Genomic DNA, 20,171 nt, shown 5'->3' with positions numbered 1-20,171 from the left:
TTAGCTACCACATCTCATATTTACCCACAAAAAAGCACGGCAATTGCCGTGCTTTTTAATACGTGATTTTTAATACACACGGTTAAGCAATTACTGCCAAGAACGCTCAGTCGCTAGTTGTTTTTCAAACGCATCAATTTGTGGGTTTAGCGTTTCGGTTACACCAATAAAGTCTAAACCACTTAACAAACGTTCTTTTACCTCTTTACTAATATCAAAACTAATTGGTGCAAACTTACTGCTTGTTAGTGTTTGATTTTCAAGGTCGATTTCAATGTTAATATCGTCGTGCTGCTCGCTAAGTACAAACAATTGCTCAAGCGTATCGGCAGGTAGCGCTATGGCTAACATTTGGTTGTTACCACAGTTATTAAAGAAAATATCTGCAAAGCTTTCAGCTAAAATCACTTCAAAACCATATTGCTTCAGCGCCCATGGCGCGTGCTCACGAGATGAGCCACAACCAAAGTTGTCGCGCGTTAATAATATTTGCGCGCCTTGGTAGCATGGGCGGTTTAAAATAAAGTCAGGGTTTGGCTCGTCGTTATCTAGGTAACGCCAATCATAAAACAATGCCGCATCAAAGCCTTCGCGGCTAGTTGATGTTAAAAACTGCTTAGGGATAATTTGGTCAGTATCTACATTGTTTTTATCAAGTGGGGCCATTAAGCCACTAAAAAATACGCTCATTAGGCTTCTCCTCTAATATCAACAAAGTGACCATGTATTGCAGCAGCTGCGGCCATTGCAGGGCTAACTAAATGAGTACGCCCACCACGACCTTGGCGACCTTCAAAGTTACGGTTAGAAGTAGATGCACAACGCTTGCCTGCTCCTAGGCGGTCATCGTTCATCGCTAAACACATAGAACAACCCGGTTCGCGCCATTCAAAGCCAGCGGCTTTAAAAATATCGGCTAAGCCTTCGTCTTCGGCTTGTTTTTTAACTAAGCCAGAGCCCGGTACAATTAACGCCTCTATGCCGGCAACAACATGTTTGCCTTCAACAATTTTTGCAGCAGCGCGCAAGTCTTCAATGCGGCTATTTGTACATGAGCCAATAAATACCGTGTCTACTTTCGCGCTTGATAATTTATCGCCCGCTTTTAAATCCATGTATTTAAGTGCGCTGCGAATAGCATCGGCTTTAATTAAATCTGGTTCTTGATCTGGATCGGGTATGCACTCATCAACACCAATTACTTGCTCTGGGCTTGTGCCCCAGGTAATTTGTGGCTGAATGTCGTCGGCATTTAGCTCAACAACTAAATCAAAGTGTGCGCCTTCATCCGTTTTTAAAGTTTCCCAATATTCAACGGCTGCATCAAAATCTGCGCCTTTAGGTGCAAACGGACGACCTTTTAGGTAATCATAAGTAATTTGGTCAGATGCAATCAAACCCGCTTTTGCACCCATCTCTATGCTCATATTACATAGCGTCATACGGGCTTCCATTGAAAGTGCTTCAATGCCTGCACCACAAAACTCTGCTACATAACCTGTGCCACCAGCGGTACCTAACTTGCCAATTACCGCCATAATTAAATCTTTAGCCGTAACCGTTGGACGCAATACACCGTTAATTTGAATTTTTAACGATTTCGCCTTTTTTTGCTGTAGCGTTTGCGTTGCTAATACGTGCTCAACCTCAGACGTACCAATACCATGCGCTAATGCGCCAAACGCACCATGCGTAGAGGTATGGCTATCGCCACATACAATGGTTGTGCCAGGCAAAGTAATCCCTTGCTCTGGGCCCATTACGTGCACAATACCTTGATTAATTGAGTTTAAATCGTAAAGCACAATACCAAACTCTTTACAGTTTTTATCAAGCGCCATTAATTGATTTTTAGATACTTCGCTTGCGGCATCAAGTGATCGGCTTTTAGTCGATACGTTATGATCCATCGTTGCAAAGGTTTTTTCTGGGCAACGTACAGTACGGTTTTTTTCACGTAGACCTGCAAAGGCCTGCGGAGAAGTAACTTCATGCACTAAATGGCGGTCAATATAAAGTAAGTCGGTTTGCTCGTTTATGCTGGCAACGGTATGTGATTGCCAAATTTTTTCGTATAACGTTTGGGCCACTTGCTAATTCCCTAATCTGTTTGAGTTGCAGCATAACGGTGCTGCAACTTTAATATGTTATTAAATGCGTGAAACGATGGCTGCTGCCACATCGCTTGTGCTGTAACCTGCATTTGGATATATATCTGGTGTGCCAACGCCTGCTTCTACGGCTTCTGCTACTGCTTTTTCAATCGTGCGAGCAGCTTCGTCTTGCCCTAGCGAGTAACGTAGCATTAATGCGGCACTTAAAATTTGTGCTATTGGGTTTGCAACGCCTTTACCTGCAATATCTGGTGCTGAACCGCCTGCTGGCTCGTACAATCCAAAACCTGATTGATTCAAACTTGCCGATGGTAATAAGCCCATTGAACCTGTGATCATGGCGCACTCATCTGACAAAATATCGCCAAATAAGTTATCGCAAAGTAATACATCAAATTGGCTAGGCTGCTTAACTAACTGCATAGCGGCGTTATCTACGTAAATGTAATCTAAGCTTACTTCTGGGTAGTCTTTGCTTACTTCGGTTACTACTTCGCGCCATAATACGCTTGATGCTAATACATTGGCTTTATCAACAGAGGTAACATGGTTACTACGTAGTTTTGCAGCTTCAAAAGCAAAGCGTGCAATACGTTCAATTTCTTTTCGTGAATATGTTTGCGTATCAAATGCAAACTCTTCTGCGCCTTCACCACTGCGGCCTTTTTCACCAAAGTAAATGCCGCCAGTTAGTTCGCGCACACATAAAATATCAAAACCTTTTTCACTAATATCAGCGCGAAGTGGCGATGCTGCACTTAATGCAGGTAATAACTGTGCAGGGCGTAAATTACAAAACAAACCAAAGTGCTTACGAAGAGGCAATAACGATGCGCGCTCAGGCTGCTCGTTTGGTGGTAAGTTTTCCCATTTAGGACCGCCTACCGAACCAAATAAAATAGCGTCTGAGTTTTCACACGCAGTAAGTGTACTCTCTGGTAATGCTTTACCAAATTCGTCAATGGCTGCGCCGCCAATTGCATAATGCTCGCGGTTTAGGGTAAAACCAAACTTATTGCTCACAGCATCAAGTACTTGCTCTGCTGCTGCCATTACTTCTGGGCCAATACCGTCGCCAGCTAATACCGCAACGCTGTAGTTTGTTTTACTCATCCTGCTTTCCTTTGTTGTTTTAAATCAGACACTTTTTGTGCACGATAAATTAAGTTATAAACACGGATCATGGCGCGTACCGACGCTTCAACCACATCCGCTGCAATGCCCGCACCGTGGTAAGGTCGACCATCGTATTTAGCTATAATATTTACTTGGCCTAATGAGCTTGCACCTTGACCTGTCGCTTCTAAGTTGTATTCAATCATTTCAACGTTCATACCGGTTAAGCGCTCAATGGCTACAAACGAGGCTTCAACTGGACCATTACCTGTCGCGGCTTCTTGTTTAGCTTCGCCATCAATGCGCATTCCAATCGTAGAGCTTGCTACCGATTGTGAGTTAGAGGCTGAGTTAACAAATTCTAATTGGTATTTTTCGTCTTTGTCGTTAATTTGATTAAAGTAAATCATCGCCTCAAGGTCGTAATCGTATACGGTGCCTTTTTGGTCAGCCAATTCGATAAAGCTTTTATATAAGCCATCCATATCGTAATCAGATTTTTGATAGCCTAATTCTTCTAGGCGATGCTCAATAACATGACGACCCGAACGCGAAGTCATATTTAATTGGTTGCTTGGCACACCCACGCTTTCTGGCGACATAATCTCATAAGTATTTTGCGCTTTTAATACACCGTCTTGATGAATGCCAGAGCTGTGTGCAAAGGCGTTTTCGCCAACAATCGCTTTATTTGGTTGTACTGGCATATTACAAATTTTAGCCACTTGGCGAGATGCGCGGTAAATTTCTTCACTTTTAATATCTGTGTATACTTTTAAGTGGTCGTGGCGCATTTTCATGATCATCGCCACTTCTTCAAGTGAGCAGTTACCAGCCCGCTCACCAATGCCATTGATAGTACACTCAATTTGACGTGCTCCGGCTTGCACTGCAGCCACCGAGTTTGCTACGGCTAAACCTAAATCGTTGTGGCAATGCACACTTAAACGCGCTTTATCAATATTTGGCACGTTATTCATTAAATGGCGGATCATCGCGGCGTATTCGTCTGGCGTTACAAAACCAACGGTATCTGGCAAGTTAATAGTTGAAGCTCCGGCATTAATTGCCTGCTCAACAATTTTACATAAATCCCAATGTGGCGTACGACCGGCATCTTCACACGAAAATTCAACATCATCAGTATAGTTACGTGCCAATTTAATTGATTTAACAGCCATTGCCGTTGCATCGTCTAAGCTCATACGTAATTTATGTTCAAGGTGCAAAGGGCTTGTGGCAATAAAAGTATGAATACGGCTTTGCTGAGCTGTGCGAAGTGCTTCGCCACAGGCTTCAATGTCTTTAGCAACTGAGCGTGCCAAACCACAAATAATCGGGCCTTTTACTTCGGTTGCAATACGTTGCACCGAGCGAAAATCAGCAGGGCTCGAAACCGGAAAACCCACTTCCATCACATCCACATTCAAGCGGCTAATTGTATGTGCTAATTGAATTTTATCATCTTCAGTAAGGCTCGCTTTAAGCGCCTGTTCGCCATCACGTAAGGTGGTATCAAAAATCCATACTTTATCTTGCTCTTGCATAACTGCCCCTCATTCCTATGTTACCCAAATTTCAATTAATCCCAGCCGCGAGATAAAAAAAACCCCGCAATTGCGGGGTTTTTAGTGTTCAACTCGATGCAAACACACTAATCCCCGCTTACTTGCCATAGCAGTAAGAGGTTAAGTTTTAGTGTAATTAAACGAATAATATGCATCTTGTTTTCTTGTGTGTGTGTTCAGTGAAGCCTATTTTTAACATTACAAAGCGACGGAAGCAAGCATAAAAATTCCACAAAACAGATTTAAAAACGATTCAATTGGGTTTTTTAATTCAAACAAGGCGCCTATAAAGAATTAAAATAACAAATTCGTGACTAGTGACGCTTAAATTAATAAGCACTGCAATATACCGTGCTTATATTAACTTTTTACAATTTTTTTAAGCTATGCTTCTTTACTCGTTTCTCTTACGTAATGCCCGGCTCCACGAGTAATATAACGCAGCTGCCAAATAACGCGCTCAATTAATTCGTCGCGTTGCAATCCTTCTATATCGAGCGCTTCTGCACCCGCATTAAATACGAGCGTTACCATAGATTCCGCCTGAATATAGGCATGCATAGCATTACATTTAGTTTCACTTTCTAAATAATGAGCCAGCTCTAAAATAAAATGTTTTACCTCGCGGGCTACTGCGGCTCTAAATGCTTTAGAAGTCCCTGAGCGTTCTCGCAGCAACAACCTAAACTGGTTACTTGAGTTATCAATAAATTCCATAAAAGTAACCACTGAGGTATTTATAACACTGCCGCCATCGTTTGCTATTCGTCTGCGTGCTTGACGCATTAGTTGACGAAGGGTTAAACCGGCTTCGTCTACCATGGTTAAACCTAGCTCATCCATGTCTTTAAAATGACGATAAAAAGACGTTGGGGCAATACCAGCTTCTCGTGCTACTTCGCGTAAACTTAAATTCGAAAAACTATGATCAGCACTCAGCTGATTAAATGCCGCTTGAATTAACGCCTGTCGTGTTTTTTGTTTCTGTTGCGCTCTAACACCCGACATCAACAGCTCCCTGAATTATTTTATATGAATATTTAGTGATATTAGCTCAATTGTACAGTCTAATACTTGACGACGAGAGTTTGAAATACTATTTTAGCTTACAGTTGTACGCTGAGATTGAGAATTATGAATAAACCACCGATTATTTGGACAAACGTCCTATTTTTTAGCCTAACCTTTTTGGCGGCTGCCACACTTGTACCTTGGTACGCCATTAGCTACGGATTTACCAGCGCGCATTGGATTGCTTTTGTTGGCTGCATGTTTTATGCAGGCTTATCAATTACTGCTGGCTACCATCGATTATGGGCACATAAAACCTATAACGCACACCCTGCTGTTGAATTTATTTTTGCGCTTGGCGGTGCTTTTGCACTACAAAACAGTGCTTTGCATTGGAGTAGCGATCACCGTATACATCACGGTCAAGTTGACGACCCTATAAAAGACCCTTACGCGGCTACCAATGGTTTTTGGTATAGCCATATCGGCTGGATGTTACGTGACTACCAAGGCGATAGCTACAACGACTATAGTAATTGTCGTGATTTACAACGAAATAAAGTCGTTATGTGGCAACATAAGCACTACTTAAAACTAGCTATTGCTATGAACGTAGGTTTGCCTCTTGCACTTGGTTTATTAGTTGGTGATGTGTGGGGTATGTTAATTCTTGCAGGTTTACTACGCTTAGTACTGAGTCAACACTTTACCTTTTTTATAAATTCGGTTGCACATATTTGGGGCTCTCGCCCATACACCGAAAAAAATACGGCACGCGATAACGGCTTTTTAGCGTTATTTACATACGGTGAGGGGTATCACAACTTCCACCATATATTTGCAAGCGACTACCGTAACGGTATTAAATGGTTTCATTACGATCCAACAAAATGGATGATCCGCTCTTTAGCAGCTGTTGGTTTAGCTAATAAATTGAAGCGTACACCTGTTGAACGTATCGAAAAAGCAAAGGCCGAAACGCTAATGAGCAAAACGCAAACGCGTCTTGCAAAATTGCCTTTAGCACAAGATAAGATTACATTATTACAACAAGAGTACGATTTACTGCTGAAAAAACTGCAAAATTATTGTTCACTACAAAAACAAGTGTTAGAAGTTAAAAAAAATAACATGGCAAAGCAGTGTGAACGCTCAGCATTAATGGCACAATACCATGAGTTGGAAGCCGCCTGGGAAAATCAAAAACAGGCATGGCTAGCACTTAATGCGAGGTTATTAAAAGCCTCTTTTAATTAATTTAGGAGTGGCTGTGGCCAAACAACCAGAACAAAAAAAAGTACCCGTGACATACCAATATGATGCAATAATTATTGGCACGGGTCCTGGCGGTGAAGGTACCGCCATGAACCTTTCAAAAAACGACAAAAAAGTAGCGGTTATTGAACGCCAAGAATCAGTTGGTGGCGGTTGTGTGCATTGGGGAACAATTCCTTCAAAAGCGCTTCGCCACTCTGTTAGCCGCTATATTGAATACAAAGCAAATCCGTTATTTAATGTTGGTGAGCGCCCTAGCCGCTTAACATTTCCTGATATTTTACGTCATGCCAGTTCTGTTATTTCTAAGCAATCTAATTTACGTAGCAGCTTTTACGATCGTAACCGCATTCATATGTTTCAAGGTGATGCGAGCTTTGTAGATAAGCACACAATTGAAGTAAAAAGAAATGATGGTTCAACTGAGCGACTGACCGCTAAAACGATTGTTATAGCAACGGGCTCACGCCCTTATCGCCCACCAGAAGTCGATTTTACGCATTCTCGTATTTATGAGAGCGACACTATTTTAGGTCTTAAACACGACCCTCACCGCGTACTTATATACGGCGCTGGTGTAATTGGTTGTGAATACGCTTCTATATTTAAAGGTTTAGGCGCTAAAGTTGATTTGGTTAATACACGCGACCGACTACTTGCTTTTATGGATGCTGAAATATCTGACGCGCTTAGCTATCACTTTTGGAACAGCGGTATTGTTATTCGTCATAACGAAGAGTTTGACCGAATAGAAACGCGTGACGACTGCGTTATTATGCATTTAAAATCAGGCAAACGCGTAAAAGCTGACTGTATTTTATTTGCTAATGGCCGTACTGGTAACACTGATACATTAAACCTTGAAGCCATTGGTTTAAAAGCCGATAGCCGTGGCCAATTAAAAGTTAACGAAACATATCAAACAGAAATTGATAACGTTTACGCTGTAGGTGATGTAATTGGCTATCCAAGCCTTGCAAGTGCTGCGTTTGACCAAGGTCGTATAGCTGCTGATGCAATTGCGTGTGGTAACTGTGATGACAGACTGATAGTTGATATTCCGGCCGGTATTTATACCATTCCAGAAATGAGCTCAGTCGGTAAAACCGAGCAAGAGCTTACAGCCGCTAAAGTACCATATGAAGTTGGCCGTGCTCAGTTTAAGCATTTGGCACGTGCGCAAATTGCGGGCACTGAAGTAGGTAGTTTAAAAATATTATTCCACACTGAAACCAAAGAAGTACTTGGCGTACATTGTTTTGGCGAGCGTGCATCTGAAATTGTTCACATTGGCCAAGCTATTATGGAACAAAAAAATGGTGGCAATAATATCGACTACTTTGTAAATACCACATTTAACTACCCAACCATGGCTGAAGCCTACCGTGTTGCGGCATTAAATGGTTTAAATCGCTTATTTAAATAAACTGCTTAGCTAAGAAGTTTTAAAAGCCTTTATAAATAGGTAACAAAAAACCCGCAACTTAGCGGGTTTTTTACTTTTAAACAGTTTTAAAGTTTATTTAAGTAGCTATTACTTATGGTACTTAGCACTTAGCTCATGTACTGCATTAATGAATACACCAGCATTTTCAGGGTCTACATCTGGTGTAATACCGTGGCCTAAGTTAAACACGTGGCCATTGCCTGTACCGAAGTCTTCTAAAATAGTGCCTACTTCTTGGCGAATACGCTCTGGTGTACCGTGTAACATAGATGGGTCCATATTACCTTGTAGAGCTACTTTATCACCCACACGGCGCTTAGCGTCGCTAATATTAATAGTCCAATCAAGACCAATTGCATCACAACCTGTTGCTGCAATAGCTTCAATCCATTGACCACCATTTTTAGTGAACAAAGTAACCGGTACTTTACGACCATCGTATTCACGAATTAAGCCATCTACAATTTTATGCATATATTGCAGTGAAAACTCGTTGTAATCGCGCGGGCTTAATACACCACCCCATGAGTCAAATACCATTAGCGATTGCGCGCCAGCTTTAATTTGAGCATTTAAATAATCAATAACTGAGTCAGCTAACTTATCGAGTAATAAATGAAGTGTTTGCGGCTCTGCAAACGCCATTTTTTTGATTTTACCAAATACTTTGCTGCTACCGCCTTCAACCATATAAGTTGCTAGCGTCCAAGGTGAACCAGAAAAACCAATAAGCGGTACTTCACCTTTAAGTTCACGGCGAATAGTGCTTACTGCGTTCATTACGTAGCCAAGCTCGTCTGTAGGGTCTAACTTTGGAATTTTTTTAACATCAGCAAGTGATGAAATAGGTCGTTCAAACTTAGGACCTTCGCCAGTTTCAAAGTAAAGACCTAAACCCATCGCATCTGGAATCGTTAAAATATCACTAAATAATATAGCGGCATCTAACGGGTAGCGACGTAGTGGCTGCAGTGTAACTTCACATGCAAGCTCAGCATTACGGCACAGGCTCATAAAATCGCCCGCTTGTGCACGTGTAGCGCGATACTCTGGTAAATAGCGTCCTGCTTGGCGCATCATCCATACCGGAGTTACATCAACAGGTTGTTTTGCAAGTGCACGTAAATAACGGTCGTTTTTTAATTCGCTCATGGCGTAAATGATCCTAAGACTTGTATAAATTGTGCAAGATTGTACCACCATATTCTCCGACCCTCTATTGCTTAGGGACGAAAACAGCTTTACCTAGAGGCAGATCAATATAATGGCGTGCTTTAATCCATTTTGACTATAAAACAAGCAAAAAAGAATAACATTTAAAACTTTTTATTAATATGTTTGCAACATTACAAAAACCTTGTTATTGTTTGTCCCGCGTTAACAAAAACAATAATAAAAATCTTAAAACAATAAAAATAAATGTTTTAAAATAATAACAATAAAAATCATCTCATAAAAATAAGAAAGCTTGTTATAACAAGTCACTGAAAGAAATTAGACCACCGTAACTGGTGGTTTTTTCTTGCCTAAAATAAAATCTCTCGCCTTAGATTATATAAAAAGGTACACCCCTCAAAGTAGCTCAACTTTACTTGTTGATATACGCGCAAATTAAATATATCTTGATGTACATAAACTTATTATATTCTAATTGAAAGACCAACCCAGCTAGGAGAACAGTTATGCTGACGCGTGTAGAAAAAGCTCAACAAAAATGGGGTGGTAGCCACACAGTAATTGATAAATGGCTAAACGAACGCCAAGACCTTATTGTACTTTATTGCAAAATTGCAGGTTTTACGCCGTACGAAAAACAAGATCAAGCATTGCCAGAGCCAAAACTAATTGAATCATTTTGCCAACTTTTAATGGATTACCTATCTGCGGGCCATTTTGAAGTGTATGACGATATAGCAAAAGCATGTGAAAAAAAGGGCTTACAGAGCCAAGAGCTTGCAAACTCTATTTACCCGCGTATTTCCAGTACAACCGACATAGCGTTAGATTTTAATGATAAGTACGCTGAAGTAGACAAAGAAGACTTGTTAAAGGGTTTTGATGATGACTTGTCTGTTATTGGTGAGGCATTAGAAGCACGCTTTGCACTTGAAGATGAGCTTATTGATAACTTGTTTTCTAATCACGCAAACTAATATGTTATTTACGCATATTAAAAAAGGGACCTAAGGTCCCTTTTTGCATTTACACAATAAACTTATTATTGTGCTGGTGCTTCTTCATTTTGAATTTCAAGTAATTCAACTTCAAATACAAGTGTTGAATTAGCTGGAATCTTACCTAAGTCACGGTCGCCGTAAGCAAGTTCTGAAGGAATAGTGAACTTGTACTTAGAACCCACTGACATAAGTTGTAAACCTTCAGTCCAACCAGCAATTACGCGGTTAAGAGGGAAAGTTGTAGGTTCGTTACGTGCATATGAGCTATCAAACTCAGTACCGTCTAATAAAGTACCTTTGTAGTGTACTTTAACTACATCAGTTGCTACTGGCTTTTCGCCATCGCCTTCGCTAAGTACTTCATACTGTAGGCCAGACTCAGTTACTGTAACGCCTTCTTTTTTAGCGTTGTCAGCTAGGTATTTAACACCCGCTTCTTTGCTTTTTTCAGACTCTACTTTTGCTTTTTCTTCTTGCTTAGTACGTACTGATGTATCTAGTTCAGTTAACACTTCGCGAATTTTTTCTTCGTCAATTTTTGCATTACCAGCAAGTGCATCTTCAAAACCACGGATTAGAAGTGCTTGGTCTAGCTCGATACCAATTTCTGTTTTGTCTGCTAGGTCTTTATTTAAAAAGTTACCTACAGATGCACCAATACCGTATGCTTGTTGCTGTTCTACAGTGTCTAATTTAACTTCAGCTTGTTCTTTTTTTGCTTCTTGATTACAAGCTGTAAGCGCTAAAACTGACGCTGCAATCAATGACAATCTAATCGTCTTTTTCATTTTAAATCTCCGACACACTTTGCAGTTGTCATTTTAATGTATTATTACTAGTTAAAGATTAACGGCCCACATGATAGGCTGCTTGTTTAATGACTAAATTCCACATTGTTAGCTAAACTAAAAACATATCCAGTGATTAGACAAACAACCTAGGCATTTAACGCGTCCTAGTCTAACCTCTCAGTCACTAAGAGTTAAGGGGAAATACCTGTAATATGTCGATATTTCGTACTTTTTTAATCGTATTTAGCTGTTTTTTAGCCATCGCCTGTACCGATAAAAAACAACACGCTGTAGCAAGTTACGAACATGCTGCACAAGGTGCGTTTTCATCAACAGTTTCAAACGATGGTAAATACAGTTTGATCTCCTCTATCAACCATGGGGTCGCCCTGTGGGATAATCAACAGCAGGTACTAAAATACCAATGGTTTCAGCAGCAAGATCAAGACAGTTTGGTATACGCCGTTGCTATTGCTTTTGATAACAGCGTGGCTGTTACCGCCGAAAAAACCACGTTTGCTGTGTGGGATATAGCCACAGGCAAAAATAAAGGTTATTACAAAATACAAAAAGCCAGTATTCGCGATATTGCTATTAGCAATCAAGGCCGTAGTGTTTTATACGGCCGTAGCGACGGCGTTGTCGTATTTGTAAACCTAGAAACCGGACGTCGTATTGAGTTTTTAGGTCATCAAGATAAAGTTAACACCGTTGACCTATCACCTAACGGACGCTACGCCTTAAGTGGTTCTAACGATTATGTTGCTTACTTTTGGGATACACGTACAGGGCAAGTAATTCATCGTTTTAATCACCCAACGCGTGTTACCCAAGTAACGCTCGATCCACAAGGTCGCTATGCGTTTACGGCCGATAGTATGGCACAAGCAAATGTATGGAAGCTGACTACAGGTGATCTTGTGAGTAAACTGAAGTATATTGCGCGTCAGAAAATTTTTACTGCTGTGCGCTTTAACGAACAAGGCACTTTGCTTGCAACCGGCTCGCCAAATAAGCGCGTAGATTTGTGGCAAATACCAAGCGGTGAAAAAATTCAAACTTGGCAGGTTACCCCGCGCGAAGGCAGTAAGCCTAAATCGGCGGTGGTGCTAGATGTGACATTTACAGATAACGGTAAGTCGTTGTTAACCGAAAGCTCCAGCGGTATCGCAGAGCGATTTATTATACGAGAGAATAATGAACACAATTGAACATCGCTTAATGGAACTTGAAGCCAAAGTGGCTTTTCAAGACGAAACGATTGAAGTCTTAAATGATGAAATAAAAGTGCACCAGCAACTTTTAGCAAAAATGAAACGCCAAACTGAGCTGCTAGCAGAGAAGATTAAAGAGTCGCAGTCATCATCGTCTATGATGTCTGAAGCACCTGAGCCGCCTCCACCGCATTACTAAAACCGGTAAAAATTAGGCAATAAAAAACCGGGTTAGTCGCCCGGTTTAAATACACCAATTACTTGTTCAAATTGGCGAGTAGACGCCTGAATAGCGTTATCGGGTTGCGCCATTTTATGACCACACTCAACACACTCTACTTTTTCAACATCATGTTCTCTGTATAGCATCATAGTATCCATGGCTTTGCAGTCAGGGCACGATGCACCAGCAATAAATCGCTTCTTTTGTCTCACAACATTTTTCCTGTGGTTTGAACTGCTGTCATTTTATCGTATAACTTCACTTGTTGATACGCTTGATAAGAGCATTAAGTTCTATGTTATGATAGCGCCAACTTAACAAGGGCACAGCAAAGTAACGCATTCATGATCCAAATCTCAGAAATAGAACTACTTCGTGGCGGTAAAGCCTTATTAAAAAACGCATCAGCTACATTATTCCCAGAACACAAAGTAGGCCTTGTTGGCGCTAATGGCTGTGGAAAATCAACGTTATTTGGTTTACTAAAATCAGAACTGCAACTAGATGCCGGTAACTGCAGCATTCCAAAAGATTGGTCTATTGCCTCTGTTAAGCAAGAGACACCTGCACTTGAAATAAGCGCGATTGATTATGTACTTCAAGGCCACCCAGAATACTACTCAATGCGCATAGCACTGCGTGAGGCCGAGAAAAACAACGATGGCGACACACAAGCCAAAGTACATATTCAGCTTGAAAATATTAAAGGCTATAGCATTGAATCAACCGCCGGTGAGCTATTACATGGTCTAGGCTTTGCCAATAACCTAATAGAAAACCCTGTCAGCTCGTTTTCGGGTGGTTGGCGTATGCGTTTAAACCTTGCCCAAGCATTAATACGCGACGCCGATTTACTATTACTCGATGAGCCAACAAACCACCTTGATTTAGATGCCGTTTATTGGCTTGAACGCTTTTTACGTGCTTATACCGGCACCCTTGTACTTATATCGCATGACCGTGAGTTTTTAGATGCGGTGGTTGACCAAATTTGGCATGTAGATAAGCAACTTATCAATGTGTACAAAGGTAACTACTCGCAGTTTGAACGCCAAAAAGCAGAGCGTTTACTACAACAACAAGCAATGTTTGATAAGCAGCAAGATCAAATTGCACACTTAGAGCAATTTATAACGCGCTTTAAAGCAAAAGCCAGTAAAGCTAAACAAGCACAAAGCCGTGTAAAAGCACTGGAACGCATGGAAAAACTAGCGCCAGCACATGCCGACTCGCCATTTAACTTTGAGTTTGCAGAGCCAAAAGCATTACCAAACCCACTAATGACAATAGATAAAGCCAAAGCGGGTTATGGTGACGTCACTATTTTAAATAATATAGAGCTAAACCTTGTACCAGGTAGCCGAATTGCTTTACTTGGTCGAAATGGCGCGGGTAAATCAACGTTAATTAAACTGCTTTCTGGTGATTTAGAGCCGCAAGCGGGCGAAGTTATTCAGCATCACGGATTAAATATTGGTTACTTTGCGCAGCATCAGCTGGAATCTCTTGATTTAAAAGCCAGTGCAATAACGCACATACAACGACTAGACCCAAAAGCCACTGAACAATCACTACGTGACTTTTTAGGCGGTTTCGCCTTTATTGGCGATAAGGCACTTGAGCCTGTAGCCCCATTTTCGGGCGGCGAAAAAGCACGTTTAGTGCTTGCCATGTTGGTATATCAAAAGCCAAACTTATTATTACTGGATGAGCCAACCAACCACCTTGATTTAGAAATGCGCCATGCACTTGTTATGGCACTACAAGGCTTTGAAGGCGCTATGGTTACCGTATCGCATGATCGCCATATGCTTAAAAATACCGCCGATGAGTTTTACTTAGTAGATGACGGCAAAGTAACCCAGTTTGGTTACGACTTAGATGCGTATTATCAATGGTTACTTAACGCGAATAAAGAAGCGGTTAAAGCGCAGCAAACCGACGAGCCTAAAGCAAACCCAGGTGTTAACCGTAAGGAGCAAAAGCGCTTAGAAGCTGAGTTTAGAAAAGCCACTCAGCCACTTAAAAAGCAAATTGAAAAGCTTGAAAAGCAACTCGATAAATTTACCGCCGAATTAAGTGAAGTTGAAGTGGCCTTAGGTGATAACGAACTGTACAACGACGACAACAAAGCCAAGCTTAAAGAGTTATTAGCCAAGCAAGCAACCCTTACGCCTAAGCTTAACGACGTTGAAGAAGAGCTACTTATGGCACTTGAAGAAATGGAAGAAAAAGAGCAGGCATTCGCCGATGAACTTGCTCAATAGCGACCATTTTTGGCAGTTTGCGTGCACCTTGTACGCAAAGCCTGATCAACAAACAACCTTGCTAGCACTACAAAACCAGCAAGGAAAAAACGTTAATTTATGCTTATTGTTACTTTATTTAGACTCATTAAATTTAAGTATTAATACCCAACAGTTAAATGAGTTAATAGACGCAATTAGTGAGTTTGATACTCACGCATTACAACCTCTGCGCGCTGCCCGTAGCTATTTAAAAGCTAATCAGAATACGATAAGTGATTACACCACAATACGCGCAGAGTTACTAAGCGCTGAGCTAAAGCTTGAAAAACAACAGCAACATATGTTGATTGAAGCAGTAAATGAGTTTGAATTAATCGAGCATGCAGAACCAAACAATATTGAGCTGTATATGAAAGCCACTTAGGCTGCTAGTTTTTATACCCTCTTCTACTGCCCATTCTATTTTCTTTGTGCAAAAAACCTTTAAATAATTTATTCACAAAGAGGTTAAGAGGCGCTTCGCTTTTAGAGGAAAACAAACTAAATTACTTAGATATAAATATTGAGCAGTTTGTTGCTCTACCCTCATTTACTTCTCATTCTTTTCTCTTTGTGCAAAAAATCTTTAAGTGGTTTACTCAAAAAAGTTTAAAGCGCTACGTTTTTAGGTAAAGTGAAAAACTCTCTTAGCTCTCAGTGGTAATAACTTAGTAGCCCTTAAAGCATGATCTAAATCAACTTAGCTTCACCCCTATATCTGCTTATGTAAATAACTTGATCTCGATCACGTTGCGACCTGCAAACACCGCCTATGATTAACCCATCAACAACGAGGGGAACAACTCATGAACGTATTCTTTAGAGACTTTTTTACAGATCCAGTTTTATTTATGTCTTTTGGGTTTTTAACCATCGTTGTTTCTTTGTGTATATTTTTTGCTTTTTTCTTTTTGAAAAAAATACATGATGCAGAAATCCCCGAACAAAATTAAGCACGACGCACTAAAGCGCCTTATTAGTTTACTAGTTAGGCGCTTTTTATTTTCTGAAGCGAAAAATTTGGTACACTAGCTTTTCGTTTAATACAAAGTGCGTAGTACAAACATGATCTCTCAGTTCAAACCAGCATGGTGGATGACCAATCGTCACGTTCAAACCATAATGCCGCGTTTTTTCCGCCCATTTCACCACACTCGCTACGAACTTGAGCAACTTGATACACCTGATGGTGACTTTATTGAGCTCGCATGGTCACTTCCACATAACGAAACCGCTCCACTTGCCGTTGTTTTACATGGCCTTGAAGGCAATATAAATAGCTTTTATGCCAAAGGCATGATGAAGGCGTTAAAAAAGCAAGGTTATGCAGTTGTGCTTATGCACTTTAGAAATTGCTCAACTGAAGTAAATCGCCTGCCACGTGCTTATCACAGCGGTGACACCGCCGATTTAGCCTTTTTTATAAATCACTTAAAGCTGCAATTTCCTGAGCGCACTATGGTCGCTGTAGGTTTTTCGTTAGGCGGTAACGTACTGGCCAAATACTTAGGTGAACAATCACAAGCATGCCCACTAAGTGCTGCAGCGGTGGTATCTGCTCCTTATGATTTGTCGTCATCAAGCGATGTTATTCGTAAAAGCTTAGGTAAAATTTACCAAAAATATCTGCTCGATCGCATGAAAAAATCAATGCAGCGAAAGCTGCCACAAATTAAGCAGCAAATTTCACTAACACCAAAACAGTTAATGAAAATTGACGATTTATTAGAGTTTGATAATCAGTTAACAGCCCCTCTGCATGGTTTTGAAAACGCACACGATTACTATCGCAAAGCCAGTGCAATGCCGTACTTAAAAGATATCGCTATACCTACACTTATTATTCATGCCAAAGACGACCCTATGCTCTCAATTAAGGCCGTACCAAGTAGGCAAGACGTAAGTGAGCATGTTACGCTGCGCATCTCTGACAAAGGCGGACACGTTGGTTTTATTAGCGGTAAAAATCCGTTTAAGCCTATATTTTGGTTAGAGAAAGCCGTGCCATGCTATTTTGGGCAACATGTTTTAGGCAACGCAAACAAAGAGCAATTATGATTATCCCTTTTGAACAACTCGATAAAGATACACTATACAACCTAATAGAAAGCTACGTACTGCGCGAAGGCACCGATTATGGCGAAGTAGAAGCAAGCATCGAATCTAAAGTTAACCAAGTTAAGCTTCAGCTTAAAAATGGTGAAGCGATGGTGTTTTTCTCTGAATTACATGAGTCAGTTACTATTATTTCTAAGGGCGAATTTAAAGCGCTGCAAAGTGAAGAGCATCAAGCAGAGGCGTTTGATTAAGGTGTAGTACTTGTAACTTTTGAATTGAACGTACACAATGGCTTTTTACCCAAAGAGCCAAAACATGATAAAACTCAGCACTCTAGTGGTAGCCATATCACTAGCTTTAACTAGCCAAGCCCAAGCAGAACAAACAATAACAGCATCTGACAAGGCAATTAAACTCGCTAAAGACACCATTTTAATTGATACCCATATCGACGTACCTTATCGAATTTACGAAAGCTGGGTTGATGTAACTAAAGCGACAACTGATGGCGATTTTGACTACCCTCGCGCTGTAAAAGGCGGTTTAAATGCACCGTTTATGTCAATTTATATTCCTGCGCATTTGGAATTTGAAGGTAAAGGAAAAAGCTACCAACTAGCCAATCAAATGATTGATAGTATGGAAGCCATAGCCCAGCGCGCACCCGATAAGTTTGCTATTGCTAGCTCAAGTACTGATATAGAAGAGCAATTTAAACAAGGTAAGCTTTCTATAGCCATGGGTATGGAAAACGGCTCTCCTATTGAAGGGGATATGAAAAACCTTCAGCACTTTTACGACCGTGGCATTCGCTACATTACGCTAGCGCACTCGCAAAGCAACCATATTTCGGATTCGTCTTACGATATACGCCGTAAATGGAAAGGCTTAAGCCCATTTGGTAAAGAGCTTGTCACTGAAATGAATAATATTGGTATGCTAATCGATGTATCGCATATTTCTGATGATGCGTTTTATCAGGTTATGGATCTATCTAAAACACCCGTAATTGCCTCACATTCATCACTTCGTAAATACACGCCTGGCTTTGAGCGTAATATGAATGACGATATGCTATTGGCACTTAAAGAAAATGGCGGCGTTATTCAAATTAACTTTGGCTCAAGCTTTGTTACCGCTAAAGCAGGCAGTTGGGGCAAGCAGTTAAAAAACACAAAAGAGTCCGTTAAAAAAGACGGCACTAAATTAAGCAAAGATTTTGATGCTGCATACCGTGCTAAAAACCCATACCCATTTGCAAGCCTTGAGCAAGTACTTGATCATATTGATCACGTAGTTGAGCTAATTGGTATTGATTATGTAGGTATTGGCTCTGATTATGATGGAGTTGGCGATTCATTACCTATCGGTTTAAAAGATGTATCTAGCTATCCTAATCTTGTTCAAGGTTTAATGGACAGAGATTACAGCGACAAAGATATTAAAAAGATTCTTAGCGGTAATTTATTAAGAGTTTTAAAACAAGCGCAAGAGTATGCGAAAAAGCATTAAAGCTTTTATCATATATTAGTAATTGGCTAAAAGACCAAGAGCTAACTCAATATAAGCGCGGCCTAGCCGTGCTTTTTTTATATCTAAGAGCTCAGTTATTTTCAGCAACCTTTTTCCTCGGGTTTCGTAAAACTTAACCCAAGCTTCGGCAATAAAGCTATACCTAGGAGCAAATCACTTTTCTTCAGGCATTAAAAAAGGCCACCTGAGTGACCTTTTTCTAACAATTAACTTTAACGTTAATTGTTACGCTACGATAGTTGCTACAACACCAGCACCTACAGTACGACCACCTTCACGGATAGCAAAACGAAGACCTTCATCCATCGCGATTGGTGCGATTAGAGTTACTGTCATCTTGATGTTATCACCAGGCATTACCATTTCTACGCCATCTGGTAACTGTACGTCACCAGTTACGTCAGTTGTACGGAAGTAGAACTGTGGACGGTAACCTTTGAAGAATGGAGTATGACGACCACCTTCATCTTTCGAAAGTACGTATACTTCTGAAGTGAATGTAGTATGTGGGTTGATTGAACCAGGCTTAGCTAGTACTTGACCACGTTCAACGTCTTCACGCTTAGTACCACGTAGAAGTGCGCCGATGTTTTCGCCAGCACGACCTTCGTCTAGAAGCTTACGGAACATTTCAACACCAGTACAAGTAGAACGAGTTGTATCATTGATACCAACAATTTCTACTTCGTCATTGATGCGGATGATACCAGCTTCAACACGACCAGTTACAACTGTACCACGACCCTGGATTGAGAAAACGTCTTCGATAGGCATAATGAAAGGCTTATCGATGTCACGCTCTGGCTCTGGGATGTAAGTATCAAGTGCATTTGCAAGCTCAACAATCTTATCTTCCCACTCTTTCTCGCCTTCTAACGCTTTAAGCGCAGAACCAGCAATTAGAGGTAAGTCATCACCTGGGAAATCGTATTCTGAAAGAAGTTCACGAACTTCCATTTCTACTAGTTCAAGTAGCTCTTCGTCATCTACCATGTCACATTTGTTCATGAACACGATGATGTAAGGAACGCCAACTTGACGAGAAAGAAGGATGTGCTCACGCGTTTGTGGCATAGGGCCATCAGTCGCAGCAACTACTAAGATCGCGCCGTCCATTTGAGCAGCACCAGTGATCATGTTTTTAACATAATCGGCGTGACCAGGACAATCTACGTGTGCGTAGTGACGTGAAGGAGTATCGTATTCAACGTGAGACGTTGAAATAGTGATACCACGTTCGCGCTCTTCAGGAGCGTTGTCGATTGATGCGAAATCTTTAGCAACACCGCCGTATACTTTTGCAAGTACGTTAGTGATTGCTGCAGTTAGTGTAGTTTTACCGTGGTCAACGTGGCC

At 40.9% G+C, this 20,171-nt stretch carries 19 protein-coding genes; 10 read left to right on the top strand and 9 right to left on the bottom strand.

Translation table 11 applies throughout. The annotated features are described in order from the left end of the window. Positions 1-90: 90 nt before the first annotated feature. The 5 genes from leuD to fabR form a co-directional block, all read right to left on the bottom strand. Positions 91-690: a 3-isopropylmalate dehydratase small subunit gene (gene leuD / locus GQR45_RS20100; protein WP_010555450.1), complete on the bottom strand. Its 600-nt coding sequence runs from the start codon at positions 688-690 to the stop codon at positions 91-93. Further along, positions 690-2,090, bottom strand: a complete 1,401-nt coding sequence (gene leuC / locus GQR45_RS20095; protein WP_101217610.1) for a 3-isopropylmalate dehydratase large subunit — start codon at positions 2,088-2,090, stop codon at positions 690-692. The genes leuD and leuC overlap by 1 nt, the downstream gene beginning before the upstream one ends. 60 nt (positions 2,091-2,150) lie before the next feature. Then, the gene (leuB, locus tag GQR45_RS20090) at positions 2,151-3,227 is read right to left on the bottom strand and encodes a 3-isopropylmalate dehydrogenase (RefSeq protein ID WP_007582207.1); all 1,077 of its coding nucleotides are present in this window, start codon (positions 3,225-3,227) and stop codon (positions 2,151-2,153) included. Next, positions 3,224-4,777, bottom strand: a complete 1,554-nt coding sequence (leuA, locus tag GQR45_RS20085) for a 2-isopropylmalate synthase (RefSeq protein WP_165726853.1) — start codon at positions 4,775-4,777, stop codon at positions 3,224-3,226. Before leuA ends, leuB begins: the two co-directional genes overlap by 4 nt. Positions 4,778-5,182: 405 nt before the next feature. Then, a complete protein-coding gene (fabR, locus tag GQR45_RS20080) occupies positions 5,183-5,806 on the bottom strand; it encodes an HTH-type transcriptional repressor FabR (RefSeq protein ID WP_002961087.1) in 624 nt (207 codons plus the stop codon). A gap of 126 nt (positions 5,807-5,932) precedes the next feature. On the opposite strand from fabR, the gene GQR45_RS20075 reads away from it, so the two are divergent. Further along, complete coding sequence (locus GQR45_RS20075; protein WP_024589509.1) at positions 5,933-7,066, top strand: fatty acid desaturase; 1,134 nt, start codon at positions 5,933-5,935, stop codon at positions 7,064-7,066. A 13-nt stretch (positions 7,067-7,079) separates the two neighbouring features. Next, the gene (gene sthA, locus GQR45_RS20070; protein ID WP_033040546.1) at positions 7,080-8,510 is read left to right on the top strand and encodes a Si-specific NAD(P)(+) transhydrogenase; all 1,431 of its coding nucleotides are present in this window, start codon (positions 7,080-7,082) and stop codon (positions 8,508-8,510) included. A 108-nt stretch (positions 8,511-8,618) separates the two neighbouring features. Here sthA and hemE read toward each other — a convergent pair whose 3' ends face one another. Continuing rightward, positions 8,619-9,683 (bottom strand): uroporphyrinogen decarboxylase, encoded by a 1,065-nt coding sequence (gene hemE / locus GQR45_RS20065; RefSeq protein ID WP_002961084.1) that lies wholly within the window; start codon positions 9,681-9,683, stop codon positions 8,619-8,621. A 530-nt stretch (positions 9,684-10,213) separates the two neighbouring features. Here hemE and GQR45_RS20060 point away from each other — a divergent pair. Then, complete coding sequence (locus tag GQR45_RS20060; RefSeq protein WP_007582240.1) at positions 10,214-10,684, top strand: Rsd/AlgQ family anti-sigma factor; 471 nt, start codon at positions 10,214-10,216, stop codon at positions 10,682-10,684. A 65-nt stretch (positions 10,685-10,749) separates the two neighbouring features. On the opposite strand, the gene fkpA is transcribed toward GQR45_RS20060, so the two are convergent. After that, positions 10,750-11,496: an FKBP-type peptidyl-prolyl cis-trans isomerase gene (fkpA, locus tag GQR45_RS20055; RefSeq protein ID WP_007582243.1), complete on the bottom strand. Its 747-nt coding sequence runs from the start codon at positions 11,494-11,496 to the stop codon at positions 10,750-10,752. 215 nt (positions 11,497-11,711) lie between these two features. Between fkpA and GQR45_RS20050 the strand changes: the two genes are divergently transcribed. Together GQR45_RS20050 and GQR45_RS20045 are read left to right on the top strand one after the other, a co-directional pair. Further along, positions 11,712-12,710 carry a hypothetical protein gene (locus GQR45_RS20050; protein WP_101216799.1) on the top strand — a complete coding sequence of 333 codons (999 nt, stop codon included), beginning with the start codon at positions 11,712-11,714 and terminating at the stop codon, positions 12,708-12,710. Further along, entirely contained in the window at positions 12,697-12,912 is a 216-nt protein-coding gene (locus tag GQR45_RS20045) for a SlyX family protein (protein WP_007378900.1), read from the top strand. The genes GQR45_RS20050 and GQR45_RS20045 overlap by 14 nt, the downstream gene beginning before the upstream one ends. A 32-nt stretch (positions 12,913-12,944) precedes the next feature. On the opposite strand, the gene GQR45_RS20040 is transcribed toward GQR45_RS20045, so the two are convergent. Then, entirely contained in the window at positions 12,945-13,148 is a 204-nt protein-coding gene (locus GQR45_RS20040; protein WP_165726852.1) for a YheV family putative zinc ribbon protein, read from the bottom strand. A gap of 132 nt (positions 13,149-13,280) precedes the next feature. Here GQR45_RS20040 and GQR45_RS20035 point away from each other — a divergent pair, with 132 nt between their 5' ends. The 5 genes from GQR45_RS20035 to GQR45_RS20015 all read left to right on the top strand — a co-directional run bounded on the left by GQR45_RS20035 (position 13,281) and on the right by GQR45_RS20015 (position 18,794). Continuing rightward, positions 13,281-15,203, top strand: coding sequence for an ATP-binding cassette domain-containing protein (locus GQR45_RS20035; RefSeq protein WP_165726851.1), 1,923 nt, complete (start codon positions 13,281-13,283; stop codon positions 15,201-15,203). Beyond that, positions 15,187-15,609 carry a TIGR02444 family protein gene (locus GQR45_RS20030; RefSeq protein WP_165726850.1) on the top strand — a complete coding sequence of 141 codons (423 nt, stop codon included), beginning with the start codon at positions 15,187-15,189 and terminating at the stop codon, positions 15,607-15,609. The genes GQR45_RS20035 and GQR45_RS20030 overlap by 17 nt, the downstream gene beginning before the upstream one ends. A 680-nt stretch (positions 15,610-16,289) precedes the next feature. Further along, entirely contained in the window at positions 16,290-17,282 is a 993-nt protein-coding gene (locus GQR45_RS20025; protein ID WP_007582255.1) for a hydrolase, read from the top strand. Beyond that, a complete protein-coding gene (locus tag GQR45_RS20020) occupies positions 17,279-17,533 on the top strand; it encodes a YheU family protein (RefSeq protein WP_007582257.1) in 255 nt (84 codons plus the stop codon). The genes GQR45_RS20025 and GQR45_RS20020 overlap by 4 nt, the downstream gene beginning before the upstream one ends. Positions 17,534-17,597: 64 nt before the next feature. Further along, positions 17,598-18,794 (top strand): dipeptidase, encoded by a 1,197-nt coding sequence (locus GQR45_RS20015; protein WP_165726849.1) that lies wholly within the window; start codon positions 17,598-17,600, stop codon positions 18,792-18,794. A gap of 246 nt (positions 18,795-19,040) precedes the next feature. Here the strand turns inward: GQR45_RS20015 and tuf are convergent. Beyond that, on the bottom strand, positions 19,041-20,171 hold a 1,131-nt coding region (tuf, locus tag GQR45_RS20010; RefSeq protein ID WP_024592699.1), incomplete at its 5' end, for an elongation factor Tu.

Origin of the sequence: Pseudoalteromonas sp. SA25 (assembly GCF_011378705.1) — a bacterium.
In the GTDB taxonomy this organism is placed as follows: domain Bacteria; phylum Pseudomonadota; class Gammaproteobacteria; order Enterobacterales; family Alteromonadaceae; genus Pseudoalteromonas; species Pseudoalteromonas arctica.
Note: the sequence above shows the minus strand (reverse complement) of the source record. Positions and strands in the feature narration are given on the sequence as shown.